At 70.9% G+C, this 19,664-nt stretch carries 15 protein-coding genes and 1 tRNA gene; 8 read left to right on the plus strand and 8 right to left on the minus strand.

Features of this window, described 5'->3' with window-relative positions; translation table 11 throughout:
• The first annotated feature begins 101 nt into the window (after positions 1 to 101).
• On the plus strand, positions 102 to 1,793 hold the full coding sequence (gene paaN, locus ACWCQK_RS06375; RefSeq protein ID WP_451152502.1) for a phenylacetic acid degradation protein PaaN: 1,692 nt from the start codon (positions 102 to 104) through the stop codon (positions 1,791 to 1,793).
• Positions 1,794 to 1,850: 57 nt separating this feature from the next.
• Here the strand turns inward: paaN and ACWCQK_RS06380 are convergent, their stop codons facing one another.
• Genes ACWCQK_RS06380 through ACWCQK_RS06390 form a run of 3 tightly spaced genes read right to left on the minus strand, consistent with a single transcriptional unit; the run spans position 1,851 to position 4,956 of the window.
• On the minus strand, positions 1,851 to 2,654 hold the full coding sequence (locus ACWCQK_RS06380; RefSeq protein ID WP_451152504.1) for a TrmH family RNA methyltransferase: 804 nt from the start codon (positions 2,652 to 2,654) through the stop codon (positions 1,851 to 1,853).
• A complete protein-coding gene (locus tag ACWCQK_RS06385) occupies positions 2,651 to 3,979 on the minus strand; it encodes an HTTM domain-containing protein (RefSeq protein WP_451152506.1) in 1,329 nt (442 codons plus the stop codon). Before ACWCQK_RS06385 ends, ACWCQK_RS06380 begins: the two co-directional genes overlap by 4 nt.
• Positions 3,976 to 4,956 carry a DUF5819 family protein gene (locus ACWCQK_RS06390; RefSeq protein WP_451152508.1) on the minus strand — a complete coding sequence of 327 codons (981 nt, stop codon included), beginning with the start codon at positions 4,954 to 4,956 and terminating at the stop codon, positions 3,976 to 3,978. Before ACWCQK_RS06390 ends, ACWCQK_RS06385 begins: the two co-directional genes overlap by 4 nt.
• 566 nt (positions 4,957 to 5,522) lie before the next feature.
• Between ACWCQK_RS06390 and ACWCQK_RS06395 the strand changes: the two genes are divergently transcribed.
• Complete coding sequence (locus tag ACWCQK_RS06395) at positions 5,523 to 6,737, plus strand: acyl-CoA dehydrogenase family protein (protein WP_451152510.1); 1,215 nt, start codon at positions 5,523 to 5,525, stop codon at positions 6,735 to 6,737.
• Positions 6,738 to 6,933: 196 nt separating this feature from the next.
• On the opposite strand, the gene ACWCQK_RS06400 is transcribed toward ACWCQK_RS06395, so the two are convergent.
• The 4 genes from ACWCQK_RS06400 to ACWCQK_RS06415 all read right to left on the minus strand — a co-directional run bounded on the left by ACWCQK_RS06400 (position 6,934) and on the right by ACWCQK_RS06415 (position 10,135).
• Positions 6,934 to 7,263, minus strand: coding sequence for a rhodanese-like domain-containing protein (locus tag ACWCQK_RS06400; RefSeq protein ID WP_451152974.1), 330 nt, complete (start codon positions 7,261 to 7,263; stop codon positions 6,934 to 6,936).
• Positions 7,264 to 7,322: 59 nt separating this feature from the next.
• Positions 7,323 to 8,120 (minus strand): J domain-containing protein, encoded by a 798-nt coding sequence (locus tag ACWCQK_RS06405; protein ID WP_451152512.1) that lies wholly within the window; start codon positions 8,118 to 8,120, stop codon positions 7,323 to 7,325.
• Positions 8,121 to 8,279: 159 nt separating this feature from the next.
• A complete protein-coding gene (locus ACWCQK_RS06410; RefSeq protein ID WP_451152514.1) occupies positions 8,280 to 9,722 on the minus strand; it encodes a DUF2252 domain-containing protein in 1,443 nt (480 codons plus the stop codon).
• 326 nt (positions 9,723 to 10,048) lie between these two features.
• Positions 10,049 to 10,135: transfer RNA gene (locus tag ACWCQK_RS06415), tRNA-Leu, on the minus strand.
• A 498-nt stretch (positions 10,136 to 10,633) separates the two neighbouring features.
• Here ACWCQK_RS06415 and ACWCQK_RS06420 point away from each other — a divergent pair.
• The 6 genes from ACWCQK_RS06420 to pknB all read left to right on the plus strand — a co-directional run bounded on the left by ACWCQK_RS06420 (position 10,634) and on the right by pknB (position 18,820).
• A complete protein-coding gene (locus ACWCQK_RS06420; RefSeq protein ID WP_451152516.1) occupies positions 10,634 to 11,512 on the plus strand; it encodes an FhaA domain-containing protein in 879 nt (292 codons plus the stop codon).
• Positions 11,513 to 11,522: 10 nt separating this feature from the next.
• Positions 11,523 to 12,041: an FHA domain-containing protein FhaB/FipA gene (locus tag ACWCQK_RS06425; protein WP_451152518.1), complete on the plus strand. Its 519-nt coding sequence runs from the start codon at positions 11,523 to 11,525 to the stop codon at positions 12,039 to 12,041.
• 98 nt (positions 12,042 to 12,139) lie between these two features.
• A complete protein-coding gene (locus tag ACWCQK_RS06430; RefSeq protein ID WP_451152976.1) occupies positions 12,140 to 13,714 on the plus strand; it encodes a Stp1/IreP family PP2C-type Ser/Thr phosphatase in 1,575 nt (524 codons plus the stop codon).
• Between the two features lie 27 nt (positions 13,715 to 13,741).
• A complete protein-coding gene (locus ACWCQK_RS06435) occupies positions 13,742 to 15,187 on the plus strand; it encodes an FtsW/RodA/SpoVE family cell cycle protein (RefSeq protein WP_451152520.1) in 1,446 nt (481 codons plus the stop codon).
• Positions 15,184 to 16,656, plus strand: a complete 1,473-nt coding sequence (locus tag ACWCQK_RS06440) for a peptidoglycan D,D-transpeptidase FtsI family protein (RefSeq protein ID WP_451152522.1) — start codon at positions 15,184 to 15,186, stop codon at positions 16,654 to 16,656. The genes ACWCQK_RS06435 and ACWCQK_RS06440 overlap by 4 nt, the downstream gene beginning before the upstream one ends.
• Positions 16,657 to 16,825: 169 nt before the next feature.
• Entirely contained in the window at positions 16,826 to 18,820 is a 1,995-nt protein-coding gene (pknB, locus tag ACWCQK_RS06445; RefSeq protein ID WP_451152524.1) for a Stk1 family PASTA domain-containing Ser/Thr kinase, read from the plus strand.
• A gap of 83 nt (positions 18,821 to 18,903) precedes the next feature.
• Here pknB and ACWCQK_RS06450 read toward each other — a convergent pair whose 3' ends face one another.
• Entirely contained in the window at positions 18,904 to 19,656 is a 753-nt protein-coding gene (locus tag ACWCQK_RS06450) for a class E sortase (protein ID WP_451152526.1), read from the minus strand.
• Between the last annotated feature and the right edge of the window lie 8 nt (positions 19,657 to 19,664).

The following is a 19,664-nucleotide window of genomic DNA, read 5'->3' on the forward strand; positions in this document are numbered from 1 at the left end:
ACTCTAACTCTGACCGGCTGTTCCTGCCCATGTTTCTGCCCAGGTCATGAGCTCGACGAAGAGCTCTGACAACGAGTTCTTGAGACGAGGAGTGGTCCCGCATGGCCGCCGAATCGACCGCCCACGAGCTGATCGCCAAGCACCGGCCCACCCTCGACCAGGCGCTCGAGGCGATCCGCACCCGCGCGTACTGGTCCCCGCACCCCGAGCACCCCAAGGCCTACGGCGAGAACGGCAGCCTGGACGCGGCGGCGGGCAAGGCCGCCTTCGACGCCGTCCTGAACACCCGGCTCGACCTGGGCCAGCCCGGCACGGACGACTGGGTGGGCGGCGAGGTCTCCCCGTACGGCGTCGAGCTGGGCGTGACCTACCCGCACGCCGACGTGGACGTCCTGCTGCCCGCCATGAAGGCCGGCCAGCGGGCCTGGCGGGACGCGGGCCCGCAGCTGCGGGCCGTGGTCTGCCTGGAGATCCTCAAGCGGATCAGCGACCGGACGCACGAGTTCGCGCACGCGGTCATGCACACCAGCGGCCAGGCCTTCATGATGGCGCTCCAGGCGGGCGGCCCGCACGCGCAGGACCGCGGCCTGGAGGCGGTGGCGTACGCGTACGCGGAGCAGGTCCGCACCCCCGACACCGCGGAGTGGACGAAGCCGCAGGGCAAGCGCGACCCGCTCGCGCTCACCAAGCGGTTCACCCCGGTCCCGCGCGGCATCGCCCTGATGATCGGCTGCAACACCTTCCCGACGTGGAACGGCTATCCGGGCCTGTTCGCGTCCCTCGCCACCGGCAACGCGGTCCTGGTCAAGCCCCACCCGCGCGCGGTGCTGCCGCTCGCGCTCACCGTCCAGGTCGCGCGCCAGGTACTCACCGAGGCCGGCTTCGACCCGAACCTGGTGGCGCTGGCCGCCGAGCGGCCCGGCGAGGGCATCGCCAAGACCCTGGCCACCCGCCCCGAGATCCGGATCATCGACTACACCGGCTCCACGGCGTTCGGCGACTGGCTGGAGGCCAACGCCCGCCAGGCGCAGGTCTACACGGAGAAGGCCGGCGTCAACACGGTCCTCGTCGAGTCCACCGGCGACTACCAGGGGATGCTCTCCAACCTGGCGTTCTCGCTGTCGCTGTACAGCGGCCAGATGTGCACGACCCCGCAGAACCTGCTCATCCCCCGCGACGGCATCCGCACCGACGAGGGTCCCAGGACCTTCGACGAGGTGGTCGCCGACCTCGCCCGGGCCGTGGACGGCCTCCTCGGTGACGACGCGCGCGCCAACGCCCTGCTCGGCGCCATCGTCAACCCGGACGTCAAGGCCCGTCTGGAGGCGGCCGCGGGGCTGGGCGAAGTCGCCCTCGTCTCACGGCAGATCGACCACCCGGACTTCCCCGAAGCGGTCGTACGCACCCCCGTGATCGTCAAGCTGGACGGCGCCAAGCCGGACGCCGAGGCCGCGTACATGAACGAGTGCTTCGGCCCCGTCTCCTTCGCCGTCGCCGTCGACTCGGCGTCGGACGCGGTGGAGCTGCTGCGCCGCACGATCCGCGAGAAGGGCGCGATGACGGTGGGCGCGTACACCACCGACGACGACTTCGAGCAGGCCGTTCAGGAGGTCTGCCTGGAGGAGGCCGCCCAGCTCTCCCTGAACCTCACCGGCGGGGTGTACGTCAACCAGACGGCCGCCTTCTCCGACTTCCACGGCTCGGGCGGCAACCCCGCGGCCAACGCGGCGCTGACCGACGGCGCGTTCGTCGCGAACCGCTTCCGGGTGGTGGAGGTCCGACGGGAGGCGTAGGCCCCCTCGTCCCCTCTCGTCCAGGGGTGCGGCCGGCGGCCGCGGTGGGGCGCCCGCTCAGCGGGCGCCGCTCGCGCCGCCGGTGACACTCCAGTGGTAGAGCGCCATGGCCACACTGGTCGCGAGGTTGTAGCTGGAGACCTGGGGCCGCATCGGCAGCGCCAGCAGGTGATCGGCCCGCGCGCGCAGGCCGGCGGAGAGCCCGCTGCGCTCCGAGCCGAAGGCGAGCACCGCGTCGTCCGGCAGCTTCAGCCCCCGGATGTCCTCGCCCTCCGGGTCGAGGGCGAACAGCGGACCGGGGGGCAGCTCCGCCACGGTCAGCCGCTCCACGGCGGTCGCGAAGTGCAGCCCCGCCCCGCCGCGCACGACGGTGGGATGCCACGGGTCGAGCGTCCCGGTGGTGACCACGCCGGTCGCCCCGAAGCCCGCGGCCAGCCGGATCACGGCCCCCGCGTTGCCCAGGTTGCGCGGATCGTCGAGGACGACCACGGGCGCGCGGCGGGGCGTACGGGCCAGCGCCCGCAGGTTCGCGTCCCGGGAGGGCCGGACGGCCAGGGCGGCCACGGCGGTGGGATGCGCGCGCGGCACGAGCGACGCATACGTCGGCTCCGGGACCTCCGCCAGCAGCGCGTCCAGCCTGTCCCGTACGTCGGGGGCGAGTTCCGCGGCCAGTGCGAGCGTCGCCCGCCGGTCGGCGGTGACCGCCACGGGCACCTCGGCCCCGAACCGCACCGCGTGCTTGAGGGCGTGGAAGCCGTCGAGCAGCACGGCGGTGCCGGCGAGCCGGCGCCAGACACCCAGCGGATCGGACCCGGCACCCCCGGGGTCGGGAGCGGCGCTCACGGGGTCGCGATCGGTCATGCCGAGAAGCCTACGTGGGCGCGCTCGGGGTTCTCAGGGCCCTTGGAGCCCTCGGATCCCTTGGAGCCGCCACCGTTGGGGCCGTTCTCGGGGCTCCCGACCTGCTCCACGTCCTCCACCTTCTCCACGTCCTCCACGTCCCCGGCACCGCGTCGGTCGCGCTGGCCCGGCACGCCGGGCCGGCCACCGCGCGGGAAGAGCCGTCCCCGCGCGCGTGCCGCCCAGCCGCCCACCAGGCACAGGAACGTCGTCGGCAGGAAGACCGAGTCCGCGGCGATCATCGCCAGGGAGAAGAACGGCAGTCCGAGCACCACGGCGATCACCGCGTGCTCGGTCATCATCAGCACCAGCAGGACGTTCTTGACCCGCCGGTTGAACAGCGTGAACGGGAAGGCGACCTGCACGAGCACCGTTCCGTACGTCACGACCATCAGGATCGTGCCGCTGGACGACATCAGGTCGGCGAGCGCGGGCCACGGCGAGAAGTAGTCCAGGTGCAGCGGGTAGTAGACCGCGGTGCCGTCCTGCCAGCGCGAGCCCTGGATCTTGTACCAGCCGGCCGTCGCGTAGATCAGACAGGCCTCGGTCATGATCACCAACAGGGCGCCGTTGTGCACGATGTTGGCGATGACGTCGAGCAGGATCCGGGGCTCGGCGGACTTCGTGCGCCGCCCCACCGCCCACCACAGCGCCGACCCCAGCCACACCGCCCACAGCAGCACCGGCACGGTCGGGTCGCCGTCGAGCCGCCCGGCGGCGGTCACCCCGACCAGCACCGCCCCGAGAACCGCCCACAGCAGCGGGCCGGTCCGGTCCGACACCCGCTCGCCCCGCGCGCGTGCCTCCCGCGCCGACCGGGCGCGGCGCTCGTCCAGCGACCACACCTGGCCGCAGCGCGTGAGCACCAGGTAGAACGACATCAGGTGCAGGACGTTGTCGCCGCCGTCCCCCATGAACACGCTGCGGTTCTGCAACGACAGCACGCCGACCATGAAGAGCACGGACATCGCGCGGGTGCGCCAGCCCAGCAGGAGCAGCGCGCTCGACAGCAGGGCGAGCGCGTAGACGATCTCGAACCAGACCTGGCCGTCCGTCCACATCAGCGTCGTGAAGGCGCCGTTGAGGCCGGTCAGCTGGCGGGCGAGATCCCAGTCCCACGGACCGTCGGGACCGTACAACTCCTGGCGGTGGGGGAACTCGCGCAACAGGAACAGCAGCCAGGTGGCGCTGAAGCCGATACGGATCACGGCTGTCTGGTACGGGCCGAGGGCGGACTCGGTGACGCGGGCGATGCCGCCGGACACCGACAGGGAGAATCGGTTCACTTCGCGGCCCCCTCGGCCTCGTCAGCCGGGACGGTCCACCAGGGCAGCACCCGGTACACCGGCTTCAGCGAGATCTGCTCGCCGCTCCACTCGGGCGGACGCACGTTGGTGGTGCTGCTGCGGACCTGGACGCTTTCGAGGACACCGCCCGCTCCGGCCGCCCCGTCCTCGGCCAGCCGCCGCACCACGATGTGGCGCAGATACGTCTCGGAGAGCGTGCCGCGCATCCCCACCGGCCGGTTGTCGGCGCCGTGCGTGGCCGCGAAGAAGTCCCACGAGCGGCGCAGTTCGTTCTGGTCGACGTGGCTGGGCAGCAGGTTGCCGTCGATGACCCGGCCGTCCTCCGCGGACAGGTCGTACCAGCCGGTGGTCCGGAGCCCGCCGCCCGGCGTCTTGATCTCGGCCCGGACCTGGACCGCGATGTTCTGCTGGAGCGGGTTGGGCGCGAAGAGCTTCCAGTTCTGCTCGAACTCCGGGTAGATCCACTCCTCGATCGCCTTGCCGTGCTTCTTGGTGATCGTGTTCGACGGCGCGACGTGCAGGAACACCATGCCGATGTGCACGCACACGGTGACCGCGACGATCGCGAGCGCGAGGGCGGCGCCGATCTGGTAGCGGGGGGAGAGGGCGGCGACGCCGGTACGGGGCTCGGCCGTCTCACCGCCCTGACCGGGGGCGGTGTCCGGGACATCCGGCCCACCCGACTCGTCCGACGCATCGAACTCATCAGACGTATCGGATGTATCAGACGTATCGAATGCATCCGATATATCCGTTTCACCTGATACATCCGGCTTGTTGGACGCTCCCGGCTCGCCCGGTTCGGCGGGCGCCTCCGGCTCGGGGCCGACCCCCGCCGCGCGGGTCTCGTCGGCGCCCTGCGTGGCCACCCCGGTCCCGCGCGCAGGTGGGATGCCCGGCCCGGCCGGGGCGTTCCCGCCTCCGCCGGCCGCGTCAGTTCCGCCGTACGCGTCCATTCCGCCCCGTTTCCCGATGCTGTCCGTCTTGCGGCCCCCGGCCGAGGGGCACCGTACCGCCCACGCGCACGGCCCCACCGGGGTCGCACGGGAACGTTACTCAGGCCCGCCCGCCCGGCACAGCCCCGACAGTCGGCCATCGACCCCGGCCGCCGCTCGTTCGCCGGTGGCCCCGGCCCCCGGCTCTCCGCCGGTCGGACCTCGCCGGAGGCGTCCCATCTCACCATGGGCGCCGCCCTGCTCCACCCCCGGGCGCTCGCCCGCCGCCCGGAGCGGCTGACACCTTACGACGGCCACCTCACGCCCGGCCCCCGAGCGACCGGGCGACCGGACCGGACGGGCCAACCGGGCCGGACGGACACAGCGGGCCAGGGCGGACAAGGTGACCGAACGAACAGAACGAGCCGAGCGGACCGAGCGCGCCTCCGGCGATCGGCCGGCGCCGCGCTCCGCACCGGGCGGACCGTTCCCTTCTTCTAGAACCTGTTCTATCTTGACGCTCCGTCAGAGCAGACCGTCGGCCGGTCCGTGGCCGGGGTGCGTGTGGAACGTGGGAGGACAGGACCATGGACTTCACCTTCACCGAGGAGCAGCAGGCGGCGGCCGAAGCGGCACGGGGGGTGTTCGCCGGCGTCGCGCCCGACGGGGTGCCCAGCCCCGCGCTCGCCCGGGGCGCCGCCGTCGCCGACGACTTCGACCGGGCGCTGTGGGCCAGGCTGGCCGACGCGGACCTGCTGAGCCTGCTGCTCGACCCCGAGTACGGCGGGGCCGGGCTGGACGCCGTCGCGCTGTGTCTGGCGCTGCGCGAGTCGGCGAAGGTGCTGGCCCGGGTGCCGCTGCTGGAGAGCTGCGCGGCCGCGGCCGCCGTACAGGCCTACGGCGGGCGGGAATCGCGGGCCGGGCTGCTCACGGCGGCCGGGCGGGGCGAGGTCGTCCTGACCGTCGCCGCCCACGGCCGCACCGGCCACGATCCGGCCGAACTCGCCGTGACCGCCCGCCGCGACGGTGACGCCTGGATCCTCGACGGGGTGCAGACGGCGGTGCCGTGGGCGCACACCGCGGACTACACGCTCGTCCCCGCACACGTCCCCGCCGACTATCCGGTCACCCCCACCACCACGGACCACACGGCGGAACCCGCCTCCGCCCACCTGTCCACGCCCACCGGGGCCGACCGCACCGTCCTCGCCCTGGTCCCCCGCGGCCACGCGTCGGTCGTGTTCGCCGAGCAGGTCTCCACCACCGGCGAGCGGCTCGCCGAGCTACGGCTGGAGTCCGCGCGCATCGCGGCCCGTGACGTCATCGACGCCGACGGCGCCTGGGAGTGGCTGCGCCTGCTGCTGACCACGGGAACCTGCGCCCTCGCGCTCGGACTGGGCGAGAACGTACTGCGGATGACCAGCGAGTACACCGGCGAACGGAAACAGTTCGGCTTCCCCGTGGCCACCTTCCAGGCTGTCGCCGTGCAGGCCGCCGACCGCTACATCGACCTGCGTGCGATGGAGGTCACGCTGTGGCAGGCCGCCTGGCGGCTCGCCTCCGGGACCCGGGGCGCGCTGCCCGCCTCCGGTGACGTCGCCGTCGCCAAGATCTGGGCGGCGGAGGGCGTACGGCGGATCGTGCAGACGGCTCAGCACCTGCACGGCGGCTTCGGCGCCGACGTCGACTACCCGCTGCACCGGTACCACGCCTGGGCCAAGCACCTGGAGCTCTCGCTCGGTCCGGCCGCCGCCCACGAGGAGGCCCTGGGCGACCTGCTGGCGGCCCACCCGCTCGGCTGAGCCTCCCGGCCACCGCCCCGACGACTGCCCGGTGAGCCCGCGACCGCCAGACCCTTTCCGACGCGCGTGCCACACCCCGCAAAACCGGAATGATCCGAACGACGAGCTCCGGACAATCCGAGCGACAGGCCCAGGACCCGATCCGAAGGGCAGGCCTTGGACCCGAAAGGCAGGCCTAAGACCCGGAGGGCAGGCTTCAGACGACCTGTCCGGGTCGGCCCTCGTCCGTCACGACGGGCCGACCCGCGGCCGCCCACACCTGCATGCCGCCGTCGATGTTCACGGCGTCGATGCCCTGCTGGACCAGGTACATCGTGACCTGCGCCGAACGCCCGCCGGAACGGCAGATCACATGGACGCGGCCGTCCTGCGGCGCGGCCTCGGTCAGCTCGCCGTAGCGGGCCACGAACTCGCTCATGGGGATGTGCAGTGCCCCGCCGGCGTGACCGGCCTGCCACTCGTCGTCCTCGCGGACGTCCAGCAGGAAGTCGCCGTCCTTGAGGTCCGTGACCTCGACCGTGGGCACACCAGCTCCGAAACTCATGCCTCCGACGCTACCCGAAGCCTCCCGCGACGAAGCCGGGGCTATCCCCGCAGCGCGGCCAGCTCCGCCTCGCGCGTGGCGACATCGGCCAGGAGCTTCTCCGCGATCTCCTCCAGGAGCGCGTCGGGGTCGTCCGGCGCGAGCCGGAGCATCTCGCCGATCGCGCTCTGCTCCAGCTCCCGCGCGAGATGCGCGAGCATCTCCTTGCGCTCGGCCAGCCACTCGAGGCGGGCGTAGAGCTCCTCGCTGGGGCTGGGGGCCCGCTCCGGGGGCGGCGGACCGGCCGCCCACTCCTCGGCCAGCTCTCGCAGCAGGCCCTCGTCACCGCGGGCGTAGGCGGCGTTGACCCGGGTGATGAACTCCTCGCGCCGCTGCCGCTCGTCCTCCGCCTGTGCCAGGTCGGGGTGGGCCTTGCGGGCCAGCTCGCGGTAGAGCTTGCGGACCTCGTCGCTGGGGCGCACCCTCTGCGGGGGCCGCACCGGCTGGTCCGTGAGCATCGCCACGGCCTCCGGGAACAGACCGTCGCCGTCCATCCAGCCGTGGAACAGCTCCTCGACCCCCGGCATCGGCATCACCCGGGCGCGTGCCTCCTGCGCCCTCCGCAGATCCTGCGGATCGCCGGTCCGGGCGGCCGTGGCCTCCGCGATGTCCGCCTCCAGCTCGTCGAGCCGGGTATACATCGGGCCGAGTTTCTGGTGGTGGAGCCGCGAGAAGTTCTCGACCTCCACACGGAAGGTCTCCACCGCGATCTCGTACTCGATCAGCGCCTGCTCGGCGGCCCGCACGGCCCGCTCCAGCCGCTCCTCGGGTCGCGCCTGCTCAGCTTCCGGGGTCGTCACCCGAACAGCGTAGGCCACCACCGGGCCGGTCCGGCTCCCTCGGCCCAGGACCGTGGTCGGCACCCACTGCCCGCACCGCCCGGCCCGGACGCCTCGAACGCCCCGTTCACCCCGGACGCACCCGGCGTCGCCGAACGCGTCCGAAGCCCCCGCCGTCCCTCACACACCCGTCTCCGCCGGGATCCGCCCCGACCGCACCGCCGCCACCAGTGCGGCGTGGTCCGCCTCCGTACGGTCGGCGTAGGCGACGGCGAACGTACCGATCGCCTCGTCCAGCTCCTCGTTCTTGCCGCAGTAGCCCGCGATCAGGCGCGGGTCGGCACTGTGCGAGTGGGCGCGGGCCAGCAGGGCGCCGGTCATCCGGCCGTAGTCGTCGACATGGTCGGCGGCGAGCGCGGCCGGGTCGACGCTGCCCTTGCGGTTGCGGAACTGCCGGACCTGGAAGGGGCGGCCGTCGACCGAGGTCCAGCCCAGCAGGATGTCGCTGACGACCTGCATGCGCTTCTGGCCGAGCACGACCCGGCGGCCCTCGTGTTCGACCGGGGGCACCTCGAACCCGGCGCTCACCAGGTGCGGGACCAGCGCCGACCCCCGCGCCTCCTTCACCTGGAGGACCAGGGGCTCGCCACGGTGGTCCAGGAGCAGCACCACGTACGAACGGGTGCCCACGCTGCCCGTGCCGACGATGCGGAAGGCGACGTCGTGCACCGAGTGCCGGGCCAGCAGCGGGAGGCGGTCCTCGGAGAGCGTGCCCAGGTAGTGCTCCAGGGCCGCGGCGACCGACTCGGCCTCGCCGTCCGGGACGCCCCTCAGCACCGGAGGGGCGTCGACGAAGCGGCGCCCGCCGCCCTCGGTCGGCGCAGTCGACCGCGCCGCGAAGCGCCCGCTGGTGTTGGCCCGGGCCTTCTCGGAGACCCGCTCCAGCGTGCCCAGCAGGTCGTGGGCGTCGGTGTGGGAGACCAGTTCCTCGTCCGCGATGGCGTTCCACGCGTCCAGCACCGGCAGCCGGGCGAGCAGCCGCATGGTGCGCCGGTAGGCGCCCACCGTGTCCCGCGCCGCCTTGAGGCAGGTGTCCTCGTCGGCGCCGGCCTCCCGGCCCGCGAGCACCAGCGAGGCGGCGAGCCGCTTGAGGTCCCACTCCCAGGGCCCGTGCACGGTCTCGTCGAAGTCGTTGAGGTCGATGACCAGGCCGCCGCGGGCGTCGCCGTACAGACCGAAGTTGGCCGCGTGCGCGTCGCCGCAGATCTGGGCCCTGATCCGGGTCATGGGCGTGCGGGCCAGGTCGTAGGCCATGAGGCCCGCCGAGCCCCGCAGGAACGCGAAGGGGGTGGCCGCCATCCTGCCCACCCTTATCGGCGTGAGCTCCTTGATGCGGCCCTGGTTGGACTCCTCCACCGCGGCGACCGCGTCGGGCCGGGAGGCGTCGATGTCGAGCTCGGCGTGTGACGCGCGCGGCACCCGGCGCCGCAGCGCCTTCCCCTCGTCCTTGGGCGAGCCCTCGACGGGCCACTCGGCGAAGCCCCGCACGCCGGGCAGCCGCCGGGCCTCGGCCGGCCGCGCCGACTCCCTCGGCTCCGCCACTCCCGTGCCGACCTCGGCCATGACGACCGCCTCCCCCGTGTACGAACCTCGACGAACATCAATGCGTCCCGACCGTACCGCCGGTGGCCGAAACGCGTCACACCCTGTGGACAACTCGCCCGGGATCGGTCACCACGCTGTGGACAACCAGCCGCGGACGCCCCTCGGCGAACGGCCGCGCGAACCGGGCCGCCTCCGTGAGCGCGCCCGGCCGACCGATGAGAAATGGCTCACACCCAGCGGCCCGATCAGGGTGCGTCTCCGCCGCCCGGCGGCCGCCCACCGACCGCTCGGCGGCCGGGCAAAGCGAAACGGTCGGTACCGTAATCGGTACCGACCGTTTCGTCTGGTGCGCGAGGGGGGAGTTGAACCCCCACGCCCTTGCGGGCACTGGAACCTGAATCCAGCGCGTCTGCCTATTCCGCCACCCGCGCATTGGGTGTGTCCTCAGGCCCCGTTTCCCTTGCGGTGCGGCGCCTTCCGACACGCAGAACATTAGCACGCGGTCGGGGGTGCGTTCACATCCCTTTTCCCTGGGCAGGCGCTGAGCAGCACGGCTTCCGTCCGCCGGTGCCCGGACCGCTCCCGGACGGATGCCCGCCCGATGCGGCCCCGGCCACGTCTCGACACGTACATGTTCACGTATCAACCTCGTACCGGTCCGGCCCATCTCCCCAGGAGCCGGTCGGGGTCCGCAGCCCAGTGCGGGACACTGGTCTTCGGCCCCCTCTACGATCCTGGGCTAGAGGAGTTCGAAGGGGAGTTCCGCAGGGAAGCTCGCAGGCGTCGACAACGGTCGACCGAGCCGACAGGGGGAACCAGCCGATCGAGCGGCGCGTGGATACGATCAGTAAGCAGTACGAGCAACACGAGCGGTACGAGCAGCACCGGGCAAGACACCGAGACAGTGGTAACTACGGAGGAGGTGCCCCATGGGAGTCCTGAAGAAGTTCGAGCAGCGTCTCGAAGGTCTGGTCAACGGCACCTTCGCCAAGGTCTTCAAGTCCGAGGTCCAGCCCGTGGAGATCGCCGGCGCGCTTCAGCGCGAGTGCGACAACAACGCCACGATCTGGAACCGCGACCGCACGGTCGTCCCCAACGACTTCATCGTGGAGCTGAGCACGCCCGACTTCGAGCGCCTCAGCCCCTACTCCGGCCAGCTCGGCGACGAGCTCGCCGGCATGGTGCGCGACTACGCCAAGCAGCAGCGCTACACCTTCATGGGACCCATCAAGGTCAACCTGGAGAAGGCCGAGGACCTGGACACCGGTCTCTACCGGGTCCGCAGCCGCACCCTCGCCTCGACCGGCGCGCAGCAGGCACCGCAGGGCCCCGACCAGTCGGCCGCGAGCGACCGGCGTCCGGGCGGCTACGGCTACCCGCAGCCCGGCGCGGCCGCCGCACCCCCCATGCCGTCCGCGCCGCCGCCCGGCGCCGGCCCCCGGGCCGGGGGCTACGGCTACCCGCAGCAGGGGCAGCCCGCCGGCCAGCGCCCCGGCGCCGCCCCCGGCGGCCCGGCCCAGGGCGCACGCACCCGTTACTGGATCGAGATCAACGGCGCGCGCCACCAGATCTCCGGCCCGACCCTGGTGCTGGGCCGCAGCACCGAGGCCGACGTGCGGATCGACGACCCCGGCGTCTCCCGTCGGCACTGTGAGATCCGGACCGGAACGCCCTCGACGATCCAGGATCTCGGGTCCACCAACGGCATCGTGGTGGACGGACAGCACACCACCCGCGCTACGCTCCGCGACGGCTCGCGGATCGTCGTGGGCAGCAGCACCATCATTTACCGGCAAGCCGAAGGGTGAAGCGGGGGCAATGTCAGAGCTGACCCTCACGGTCATGCGGCTGGGTTTCCTGGCCGTACTGTGGCTGTTCGTGATCGTGGCCGTGCAGGTCATCCGCAGCGACCTGTTCGGTACGCGTGTCACGCAGCGCGGGGCGCGCCGCGAGGCCGCCCGGCCTCAGCAGCAGGCCGCCCGGCAGGCGGCGGCGCCACCGCAGCAGCGCCAGCAGGCCGCCGGCGGCCGCCAGCGTCGTAACGCCCCCACCAAACTGGTCGTGACGGAGGGCACCCTCACCGGCACCACCGTCGCGTTGCAGGGCCAGACCATCACCCTGGGCCGGGCGCACGACAGCACCATCGTGCTGGACGACGACTACGCCTCCAGCCGCCATGCCCGGATCTATCCGGACCGGGACGGCCAGTGGATCGTCGAGGACCTGGGATCCACCAACGGCACGTACCTCGACCGGAGTCGGCTGACGACCCCGACGCCGATTGCGCCGGGTGCGCCGATCCGCATCGGCAAGACCGTCATCGAGCTGCGGAAGTAGTACTCCATCATGAATAGGCGCGAGCGGAGCGAGCACGCAGCGGCGGTCCACACCCCGGACCCCGGCGCGCTCCCGACCGGAGGGTGGGCACCGTGCGGATGTACCCGGAGCCGACGGGCGAGGTGCGCATGAGTCTGTCACTGCGCTTCGCCGCCGGATCGCACAAAGGCATGATCCGGGAGGGCAACGAGGACTCCGGTTACGCCGGGCCGCGCCTGCTCGCCATCGCCGACGGAATGGGCGGCGCCGCCGCCGGCGAGGTCGCCTCATCGGAGGCCATCTCGACCATCGTCGCCCTGGACGAGGACATTCCCGGCTCCGACGTCCTCACCTCGCTCGGCACCGCCGTCCAGCGTGCCAACGACCAGCTGCGCGCCATGGTCGAGGAGGACCCCCAGCTGGAGGGCATGGGCACCACGCTCACCGCCCTGCTGTGGACCGGCCAGCGGCTCGGTCTGGTGCATGTCGGCGACTCGCGCGCGTACCTGCTGCGCGACGGCGTCCTCACCCAGATCACCCAGGACCACACCTGGGTGCAGCGCCTCGTCGACGAGGGACGCATCACCGAGGAAGAGGCGACCACGCACCCGCAGCGGTCGCTCCTCATGCGCGCGCTCGGCAGCGGCGAGCACGTCGAGCCCGACCTGTCGATCCGCGAGGTCCGGGCCGGCGACCGCTATCTGATCTGCTCCGACGGGCTGTCCGGCGTCGTCTCCCACCAGACGATGGAGGAGACCCTCGCCAGCTACCAGGGCCCGCAGGAGACCGTGCAGGAGCTGATCCAGTTCGCGCTGCGCGGCGGCGGCCCCGACAACATCACCGTGATCGTCGCCGACGTGCTCGACCTGGACACCGGCGACACCCTCGCCGGGCAGCTGTCCGACACCCCGGTCGTGGTCGGCGCGGTCGCCGAGAACCAGAACCAGCTGCACGACAACGGCATCATGCAGACGCCCGCGGGACGCGCCTCCGGCCTCGGCCGCCAGGTGCCCGGGCAGGGTGGCGGCGGCGAGTTCGGCCCGCCCGGCTCCGGCGACACCACCGGCTACATCCCGGCGGACAGCTTCGGCGACTACACGGACGACGACTTCGTCAAGCCCCGCAAGGGCCGCCGGTGGCTGAAGAGATCCTTCTACAGCGTGCTCGCCCTCGCCGTCATCGGCGGCGGGCTGTATGGCGGCTACCGCTGGACGCAGACGCAGTACTACGTCGGTACCAAGGGCGAGCACGTGGCCCTGTACCGCGGCATCAGCCAGGATCTGGCGTGGGTCTCGCTGTCGAAGGTGGAGAAGGATCACCCCGACATCGAACTCAAGTACCTCCCGCCCTACCAGCAGAAGCTGGTCCAGGCCACGATCGCCGAGGGCAACCGGAGCACCGCCCAGAAGAAGATCGACGAACTGTCGGTACAGGCCTCCGCGTGCAAGAAGGAAGCCGAGCGCCGCACCGCCGACAGCGAGAAGAACTCCAAGACGGGCGAGGGCGAGGCCGGAGGCACCACGGGAACCACCAACACCTCCTTCACGTCCAAGGCTTCGCCGTCGCCGAACCCATCGGCGTCGGGCAAGTCCCCGTCCACGACTCCGTCCCCGTCCGCGACCGCCACTCCCAGCCCCGGCCCCAGCCTCTCGGAGGAGGAGCAGAAGGTCGTCTCGCTGTGCGGTAAGCAGTAGGCAAGCCGTGAGAGGCCACGTCACACGATGAGCAGTACTACCAACCCGTCGACGCACCACACGTCCACGATCGGCTCGATCGGCACCCCGAGCCGACGCAACACCGAGCTCGCGCTGCTGGTGTTCGCCGTCGTCATCCCGGTGTTCGCCTACGCCAACGTGGGCCTGGCCATCAACGACAAGGTGCCGGCCGGCCTGCTGAGCTACGGCCTGGGCCTCGGCCTGCTGGCCGGCGTCGCCCATCTCGCCGTACGGAAGTTCGCGCCGTACGCGGACCCGCTGCTGCTGCCGCTGGCCACGCTGCTGAACGGGCTCGGGCTCGTCGTGATCTGGCGGCTCGACCAGTCCAAGCTGCTTCAGTCGATCAAGCAGGCGGGCACCGCGGCACCGCGCCAGCTGATGTACACCGCGATGGGCATCGCACTGTTCATCGTCGTGCTGATCTTCCTGAAGGACCACCGCGCCCTTCAGCGCTACACCTACATCTCCATGGTCGGCGCGCTCTTCCTGCTGCTGCTGCCGCTCGTACCGGGCCTCGGCCAGAACATCTACGGCGCGAAGATCTGGATCTCGGTCGCCGGCTTCTCCATCCAGCCCGGTGAGTTCGCCAAGATCGTCCTAGCGGTGTTCTTCGCCGGCTATCTGATGGTCAAGCGCGACGCGCTGGCCCTCGCCAGCCGGCGTTTCATGGGCCTGTACCTGCCCCGTGGCCGTGACCTCGGCCCGATCCTGGTCGTCTGGTTCATCTCGATCCTGATCCTGGTCTTCGAGACCGACCTCGGTACGTCGCTGCTGTTCTTCGGAATGTTCGTCATCATGCTGTACGTCGCCACCGAGCGGACCAGCTGGATCGTCTTCGGTCTGCTGATGTCCGCGGCCGGCGCGGTCGGCGTGGCGAGCTTCGAGCCGCACATCCAGACCCGTGTGCAGGCCTGGCTGAACCCCATGCACGAGTACACGCTCAGCCGCACGGGCAGCAACGACGGCCTCCTCCACTCCGAACAGGCCATGCAGGCCCTGTGGGCCTTCGGCTCCGGTGGCACCCTCGGTACCGGATGGGGCCAGGGCCACTCCGAGCTCATCCGGTTCGCCGCCAACTCCGACTTCATCCTCGCCACCTTCGGCGAGGAGCTGGGCCTGGCCGGCCTGATGGCGATCCTGCTGATCTACGGGCTGATCGTCGAGCGCGGTCTGCGCACCGCCCTCGCCGCCCGCGACCCCTTCGGCAAGCTGCTCGCCGTCGGCCTCTCCGGCGCCTTCGCCCTCCAGGTGTTCGTCGTCGCCGGCGGTGTCATGGGCCTCATCCCGCTGACCGGTATGACGATGCCGTTCCTGGCGTACGGCGGTTCCTCCGTGATCGCCAACTGGGCCCTGATCGGCATCCTGATCCGCATCAGCGACACCGCGCGCCGACCGGCTCCGGCCCCCGCATCCAACCCCGACGCCGAGATGACCCAGGTGGTCCGCCCGTGAACAAGCCCCTGCGCCGGATCGCGATCTTCTGCGGCCTGCTGATCCTCACGCTGCTGCTGCGGGACAACTGGCTCCAGTACGTGAAGGCCGACACCCTGGCCTCCGACACGGACAACCGCCGCGTCAACATCACCCGCTACGCCTCCCCGCGCGGCGACATCATCGTCGACGGCAAGGCCATCACGGGATCCGTGGAGTCGAAGGACACCGACTTCAAGTACAAGCGCACCTGGAAGGACGGCGCCATGTGGGCGCCGGTCACCGGGTTCTCCTCGCAGGCGTTCGGCGCCAACCAGTTGGAGAAGCTCGAGGACGGCATCCTCACCGGCAACGACGACCGGCTCTTCTTCCGCAACACCCTCGACATGATCACGGGCAAGAAGAAGGAGGGTGGCAACGTCGTCACCACCCTCAACGCCGCCGCGCAGAAGGCCGCCTTCCAGGGCCTGGGCGACAAGAAGGGCGCCGTCGCCGCGATCGAGCCGTCCACCGGCAAGATCCTGGCGCTGGTCTCCACGCCGTCGTACGACCCGTCGGCCTTCGCCGGTACCTCGGACGACGACGCCAAGGCCTGGAACAAGGTCCTGAAGAAGAACAACAAGGACGACCCGATGCTCAACCGGGCGCTGCGCGAGACGTACCCGCCCGGCTCCACCTTCAAGGTGGTCACCGCCGCCGCGGCGCTGGAGAACGGCGAGGTCGCGGGCATCGACGACGCCACCAAGACGCCGGACCCGTTCCCGCTGCCGCAGAGCTCCACGAAGCTCACCAACGAGCACGGCGCCTGCAAGGACGCCAACCTGCGCTACGCGCTCATGGTCTCCTGCAACACCGTCTTCGCGAAGATGGCCGACAACGTCGGCAACGAGAAGATGATCGAGCAGGCCGAGAAGTTCGGCTTCAACAACGCCGAGCTCGACACCCCGGTGCGCGCCGCCGAGAGCATCTACCCCAAGGACAACGCCCCGCAGAACGCGCTGGACGGCATCGGCCAGGGCTCCAACCGCGCCACGCCGCTCCAGATGGCCATGATCGCCTCGGCGGTCGCCAACGACGGCAAGCTGATGCAGCCGTACATGGTCGACCAGTTGCGCGCCTCCAACCTCGACGTCATCGAGACGCACGAGCCCAAGGAGCTGTCCCAGGCGGTCTCCTCGGAGACGGCCCAGAAGCTCCAGCAGATGATGGAGACGGTCGTCAACAACCCCCAGGGCACCGGCGGCAAGGCGAAGATCAACGGCGTCACCGTGGGCGGCAAGACCGGTACCGCCCAGCACGGCCTCAACAACAGTGAGAAGCCGTACGCCTGGTTCATCTCGTACGCCAAGCTGTCGGACGGCAGTGCTCCGGTGGCTGTCGCCGTCGTCGTCGAGGACGGTTCCGCCAACCGCGGCGACATCACCGGTGGCGGTCTCGCCGGTCCGATCGCAAGGGACGTGATGAAGGCAGTCATCGACAGCAAGAAGTGACCCCGCTCACGTCCCCTTCACATCGGTGCACGTTGCGATACCGGTCCTGTATCGGGTGACGGGCTTGGCCAGGTCACACAGACCGATCCGGGTACGGTATGCCCGGACGACAGCCTCCGCCCGCACGTTCGTGCGGGTCGGGACCGACGGAGAGGGCTGGTAGGTAGCTATGGAAGAGCCGCGTCGCCTCGGCGGCCGGTACGAGCTGAGCCATGTGCTCGGCCGTGGTGGCATGGCGGAGGTCTACCTCGCGCATGACACCCGGCTCGGCCGCACGGTGGCGGTGAAGACGCTGCGAGCTGACCTCGCACGCGACCCGTCGTTCCAGGCTCGGTTCCGCCGGGAGGCCCAGTCGGCCGCCTCGCTCAACCATCCCGCGATCGTCGCGGTCTACGACACGGGCGAGGACTACATCGACGGGGTCTCGATCCCGTACATCGTCATGGAGTACGTCGACGGCTCCACGCTCCGCGAGCTTCTGCACAGCGGCCGCAAGCTGCTGCCGGAGCGGACGCTGGAGATGACCATCGGCATCCTCCAGGGCCTGGAGTACGCGCACCGCAGCGGCATCGTGCACCGTGACATCAAGCCGGCGAACGTCATGCTGACGCGCAACGGCCAGGTCAAGGTGATGGACTTCGGCATCGCCCGCGCCATGGGCGACTCCGGCATGACCATGACGCAGACGGCGGCGGTCATCGGGACGGCCCAGTATCTGTCGCCGGAGCAGGCCAAGGGCGAGCAGGTCGACGCCCGTTCGGACCTGTACTCGACCGGCTGCCTGCTGTACGAGCTGTTGACCGTCCGGCCGCCCTTCGTGGGCGACTCACCGGTCGCGGTCGCCTACCAGCACGTCCGGGAGGAGCCGCAGTCCCCGAGCGTCTACGACCCCGAGATCACGCCCGAGATGGACGCGATCGTCCTCAAGGCACTGGTCAAGGACCCGAACTACCGCTACCAGTCCGCCGACGAGATGCGCGCCGACATCGAGGCCTGCCTCGACGGCCAGCCCGTGGGCGCCACGGCGGCGATGGGCTCGGTCGGCTACGGCGGGTACCCCGACGACCAGGCGACGACCGCCCTGCGCGCGGACGGCGGCGCCACGACCATGATGCCGCCCACGAACCCGGACAACGGCGGCTTCGGTTACGACGACCGCCCGGACCGGCGCCGCCAGAAGAAGTCGAACACCTCGACGATTCTCCTCGTGGTCGCGGCCGTCCTGGTCCTCGTGGGCGCCATCCTGATCGGGAAGTGGGCGTTCGGCGGGGGCGGTGCGGGCGGCGACCAGGTGGCTGTGCCCAACCTCGTGGGGTCGTCCGAAGCCGACGCCAGGAATCTGCTGACCAACAGCGACCTCGAACTGGGAACGGTCACCAAGAAGCCCTGCGAGGAGCAGCCCAAGGGCAACGTCTGCTCGCAGGATCCGCAGGCCAAGACGGAGGTCCAGAAGAACTCCACCGTCAACCTGGTCGTCTCGACCGGAGCGCCGAAGGTGGCCGTGCCGAGCGTCGTCGGCCAGAAGCTGGACGAGGCCAAGGACACCCTCGAGGGCGACAAGTACCAGTTCACGGTGAAGACGAAGGAGAAGGTGTCCTCCGAGGAGGCCGGCACCGTCCTGGAGCAGGATCCGGAGCTCGGCAAGGAGGTCGAGAAGGGGTCCACGATCACGCTGACGATCGCCAAGGCCGAGGAGAAGGCCACCGTCCCCGACGTCTCCAACCAGGGCTGTGACGGGGCCAAGGCGCAGATGGAGGCCAACAACCTCTCCGGCAACTGCACCGACGTCGAGACCGACGACCCGAACCTGGTCGGCAAGGTCATCGCGACCACGCCTCAGGCCGGCAGCCAGGTCGACAAGGGCTCCACGGTCCAGATCCAGATCGGCAAGGCCAAGCAGCAGGTCCAGGTCCCGAACATCCAGGGCCAGAAGCTGAAGGACGCCAAGCAGCTGATCATCCAGGCGGGTCTCCAGGTCGGCAGCGTCACCGGTTCCCAGGACGACAACGCGATCGTCTTCAGCTCCGACCCCGGCCAGGGCAACACAGTCGCCCCGGGCACGACGGTCAATCTGGTCGCCGTCGACCAGGGCAACAACGGCGGCAACAACGGCGGCGGCTTCTTCGGCGGCGCCACCGGCACGGGACCGAACACGAGGGACTGACCTTCCGGCCCCACGGGTCCTACGACCGAGCCCCGGCACCCTTCTCAGGGCGCCGGGGCTCGGTCATGTCGTCCGCCGCGCGGTCAGCGCAGCTCCTTCGGGGGCGTCCGCTCACTGTCGACCCTGTCCACCCGGACCAGCTCGCCCCACACCACGTACCGGTAGCGGCTCGTGTAGACCGGCGTGCAGGTCGTCAGCGTGATGTAGTGGCCGGCCTTCTTCTTCCCCGACTCCTTCGGGACCGGGCCGAGGACCTTGACGTTGTACTTCGAGGTCTCGGGGAGCACGGCGTAGACCTTGTAGACGTACCACTTGTCCTTGGTCTCGAAGACGATCGGATCGCCTTCCGCGACCTTGTCGATGTTGTGGAACTTGGCGCCGTGGCCGTCGCGGTGGGCGGCGAGGGTGAAGTTGCCCGCCTTGCCCGTCGTGGGCAGCGTGGCCTTGACCGGGTCGACGTAGTAGCCGGCGACACCGTCGTTGAGGACCTTCGAGGTGGTGCCCTTCTCGACCAGGACCTCGCCGTTCCTCATCGACGGCACGTGCAGGAAGCCGATGCCCTTCCTGGTGTCCAGGGCACCCGGTCCGGTGTCCTGACCGGCGGCCCAGCCGTCGCGGACCTTGTCGCCCTGCCGGTGCGCCGTGCGGTCGGCGATGACGTTCGTCCACCACAGCGAGTAGACGACGAACAGGCCGAGCACCAGGCCCGCCGTGATGAGCAGTTCACCGAAGACACTGACCGCCAGGGCGATCCGGCCCTGGCCGCGGCGCCGCGGCGAGGGCACGGACCGGGGCGCGTCGGTGTGCTCTTCGGTCTCGTCGGCGGTCGCTGCCACTGTTTCCT

The organism is Streptomyces sp. NPDC002306, assembly GCF_053593435.1.

What these genes read in the sequence shown, in the direction of transcription:
- ACWCQK_RS06395 (WP_451152510.1), top strand. Translation starts at nt 5,523, where the DNA reads ATGGACTTCACCTTCACCGAGGAGCAGCAGGCGGCGGCCGAAGCGGCA.
- ACWCQK_RS06430 (WP_451152976.1), top strand. Translation starts at nt 12,140, where the DNA reads ATGTACCCGGAGCCGACGGGCGAGGTGCGCATGAGTCTGTCACTGCGC.
- ACWCQK_RS06425 (WP_451152518.1), top strand. Translation starts at nt 11,523, where the DNA reads ATGTCAGAGCTGACCCTCACGGTCATGCGGCTGGGTTTCCTGGCCGTA.
- paaN (WP_451152502.1), top strand. Translation starts at nt 102, where the DNA reads ATGGCCGCCGAATCGACCGCCCACGAGCTGATCGCCAAGCACCGGCCC.
- ACWCQK_RS06410 (WP_451152514.1), bottom strand. Translation starts at nt 9,722, where the DNA reads ATGGCCGAGGTCGGCACGGGAGTGGCGGAGCCGAGGGAGTCGGCGCGG.
- ACWCQK_RS06390 (WP_451152508.1), bottom strand. Translation starts at nt 4,956, where the DNA reads ATGGACGCGTACGGCGGAACTGACGCGGCCGGCGGAGGCGGGAACGCC.
- ACWCQK_RS06380 (WP_451152504.1), bottom strand. Translation starts at nt 2,654, where the DNA reads ATGACCGATCGCGACCCCGTGAGCGCCGCTCCCGACCCCGGGGGTGCC.
- pknB (WP_451152524.1), top strand. Translation starts at nt 16,826, where the DNA reads ATGGAAGAGCCGCGTCGCCTCGGCGGCCGGTACGAGCTGAGCCATGTG.
- ACWCQK_RS06420 (WP_451152516.1), top strand. Translation starts at nt 10,634, where the DNA reads ATGGGAGTCCTGAAGAAGTTCGAGCAGCGTCTCGAAGGTCTGGTCAAC.
- ACWCQK_RS06435 (WP_451152520.1), top strand. Translation starts at nt 13,742, where the DNA reads ATGAGCAGTACTACCAACCCGTCGACGCACCACACGTCCACGATCGGC.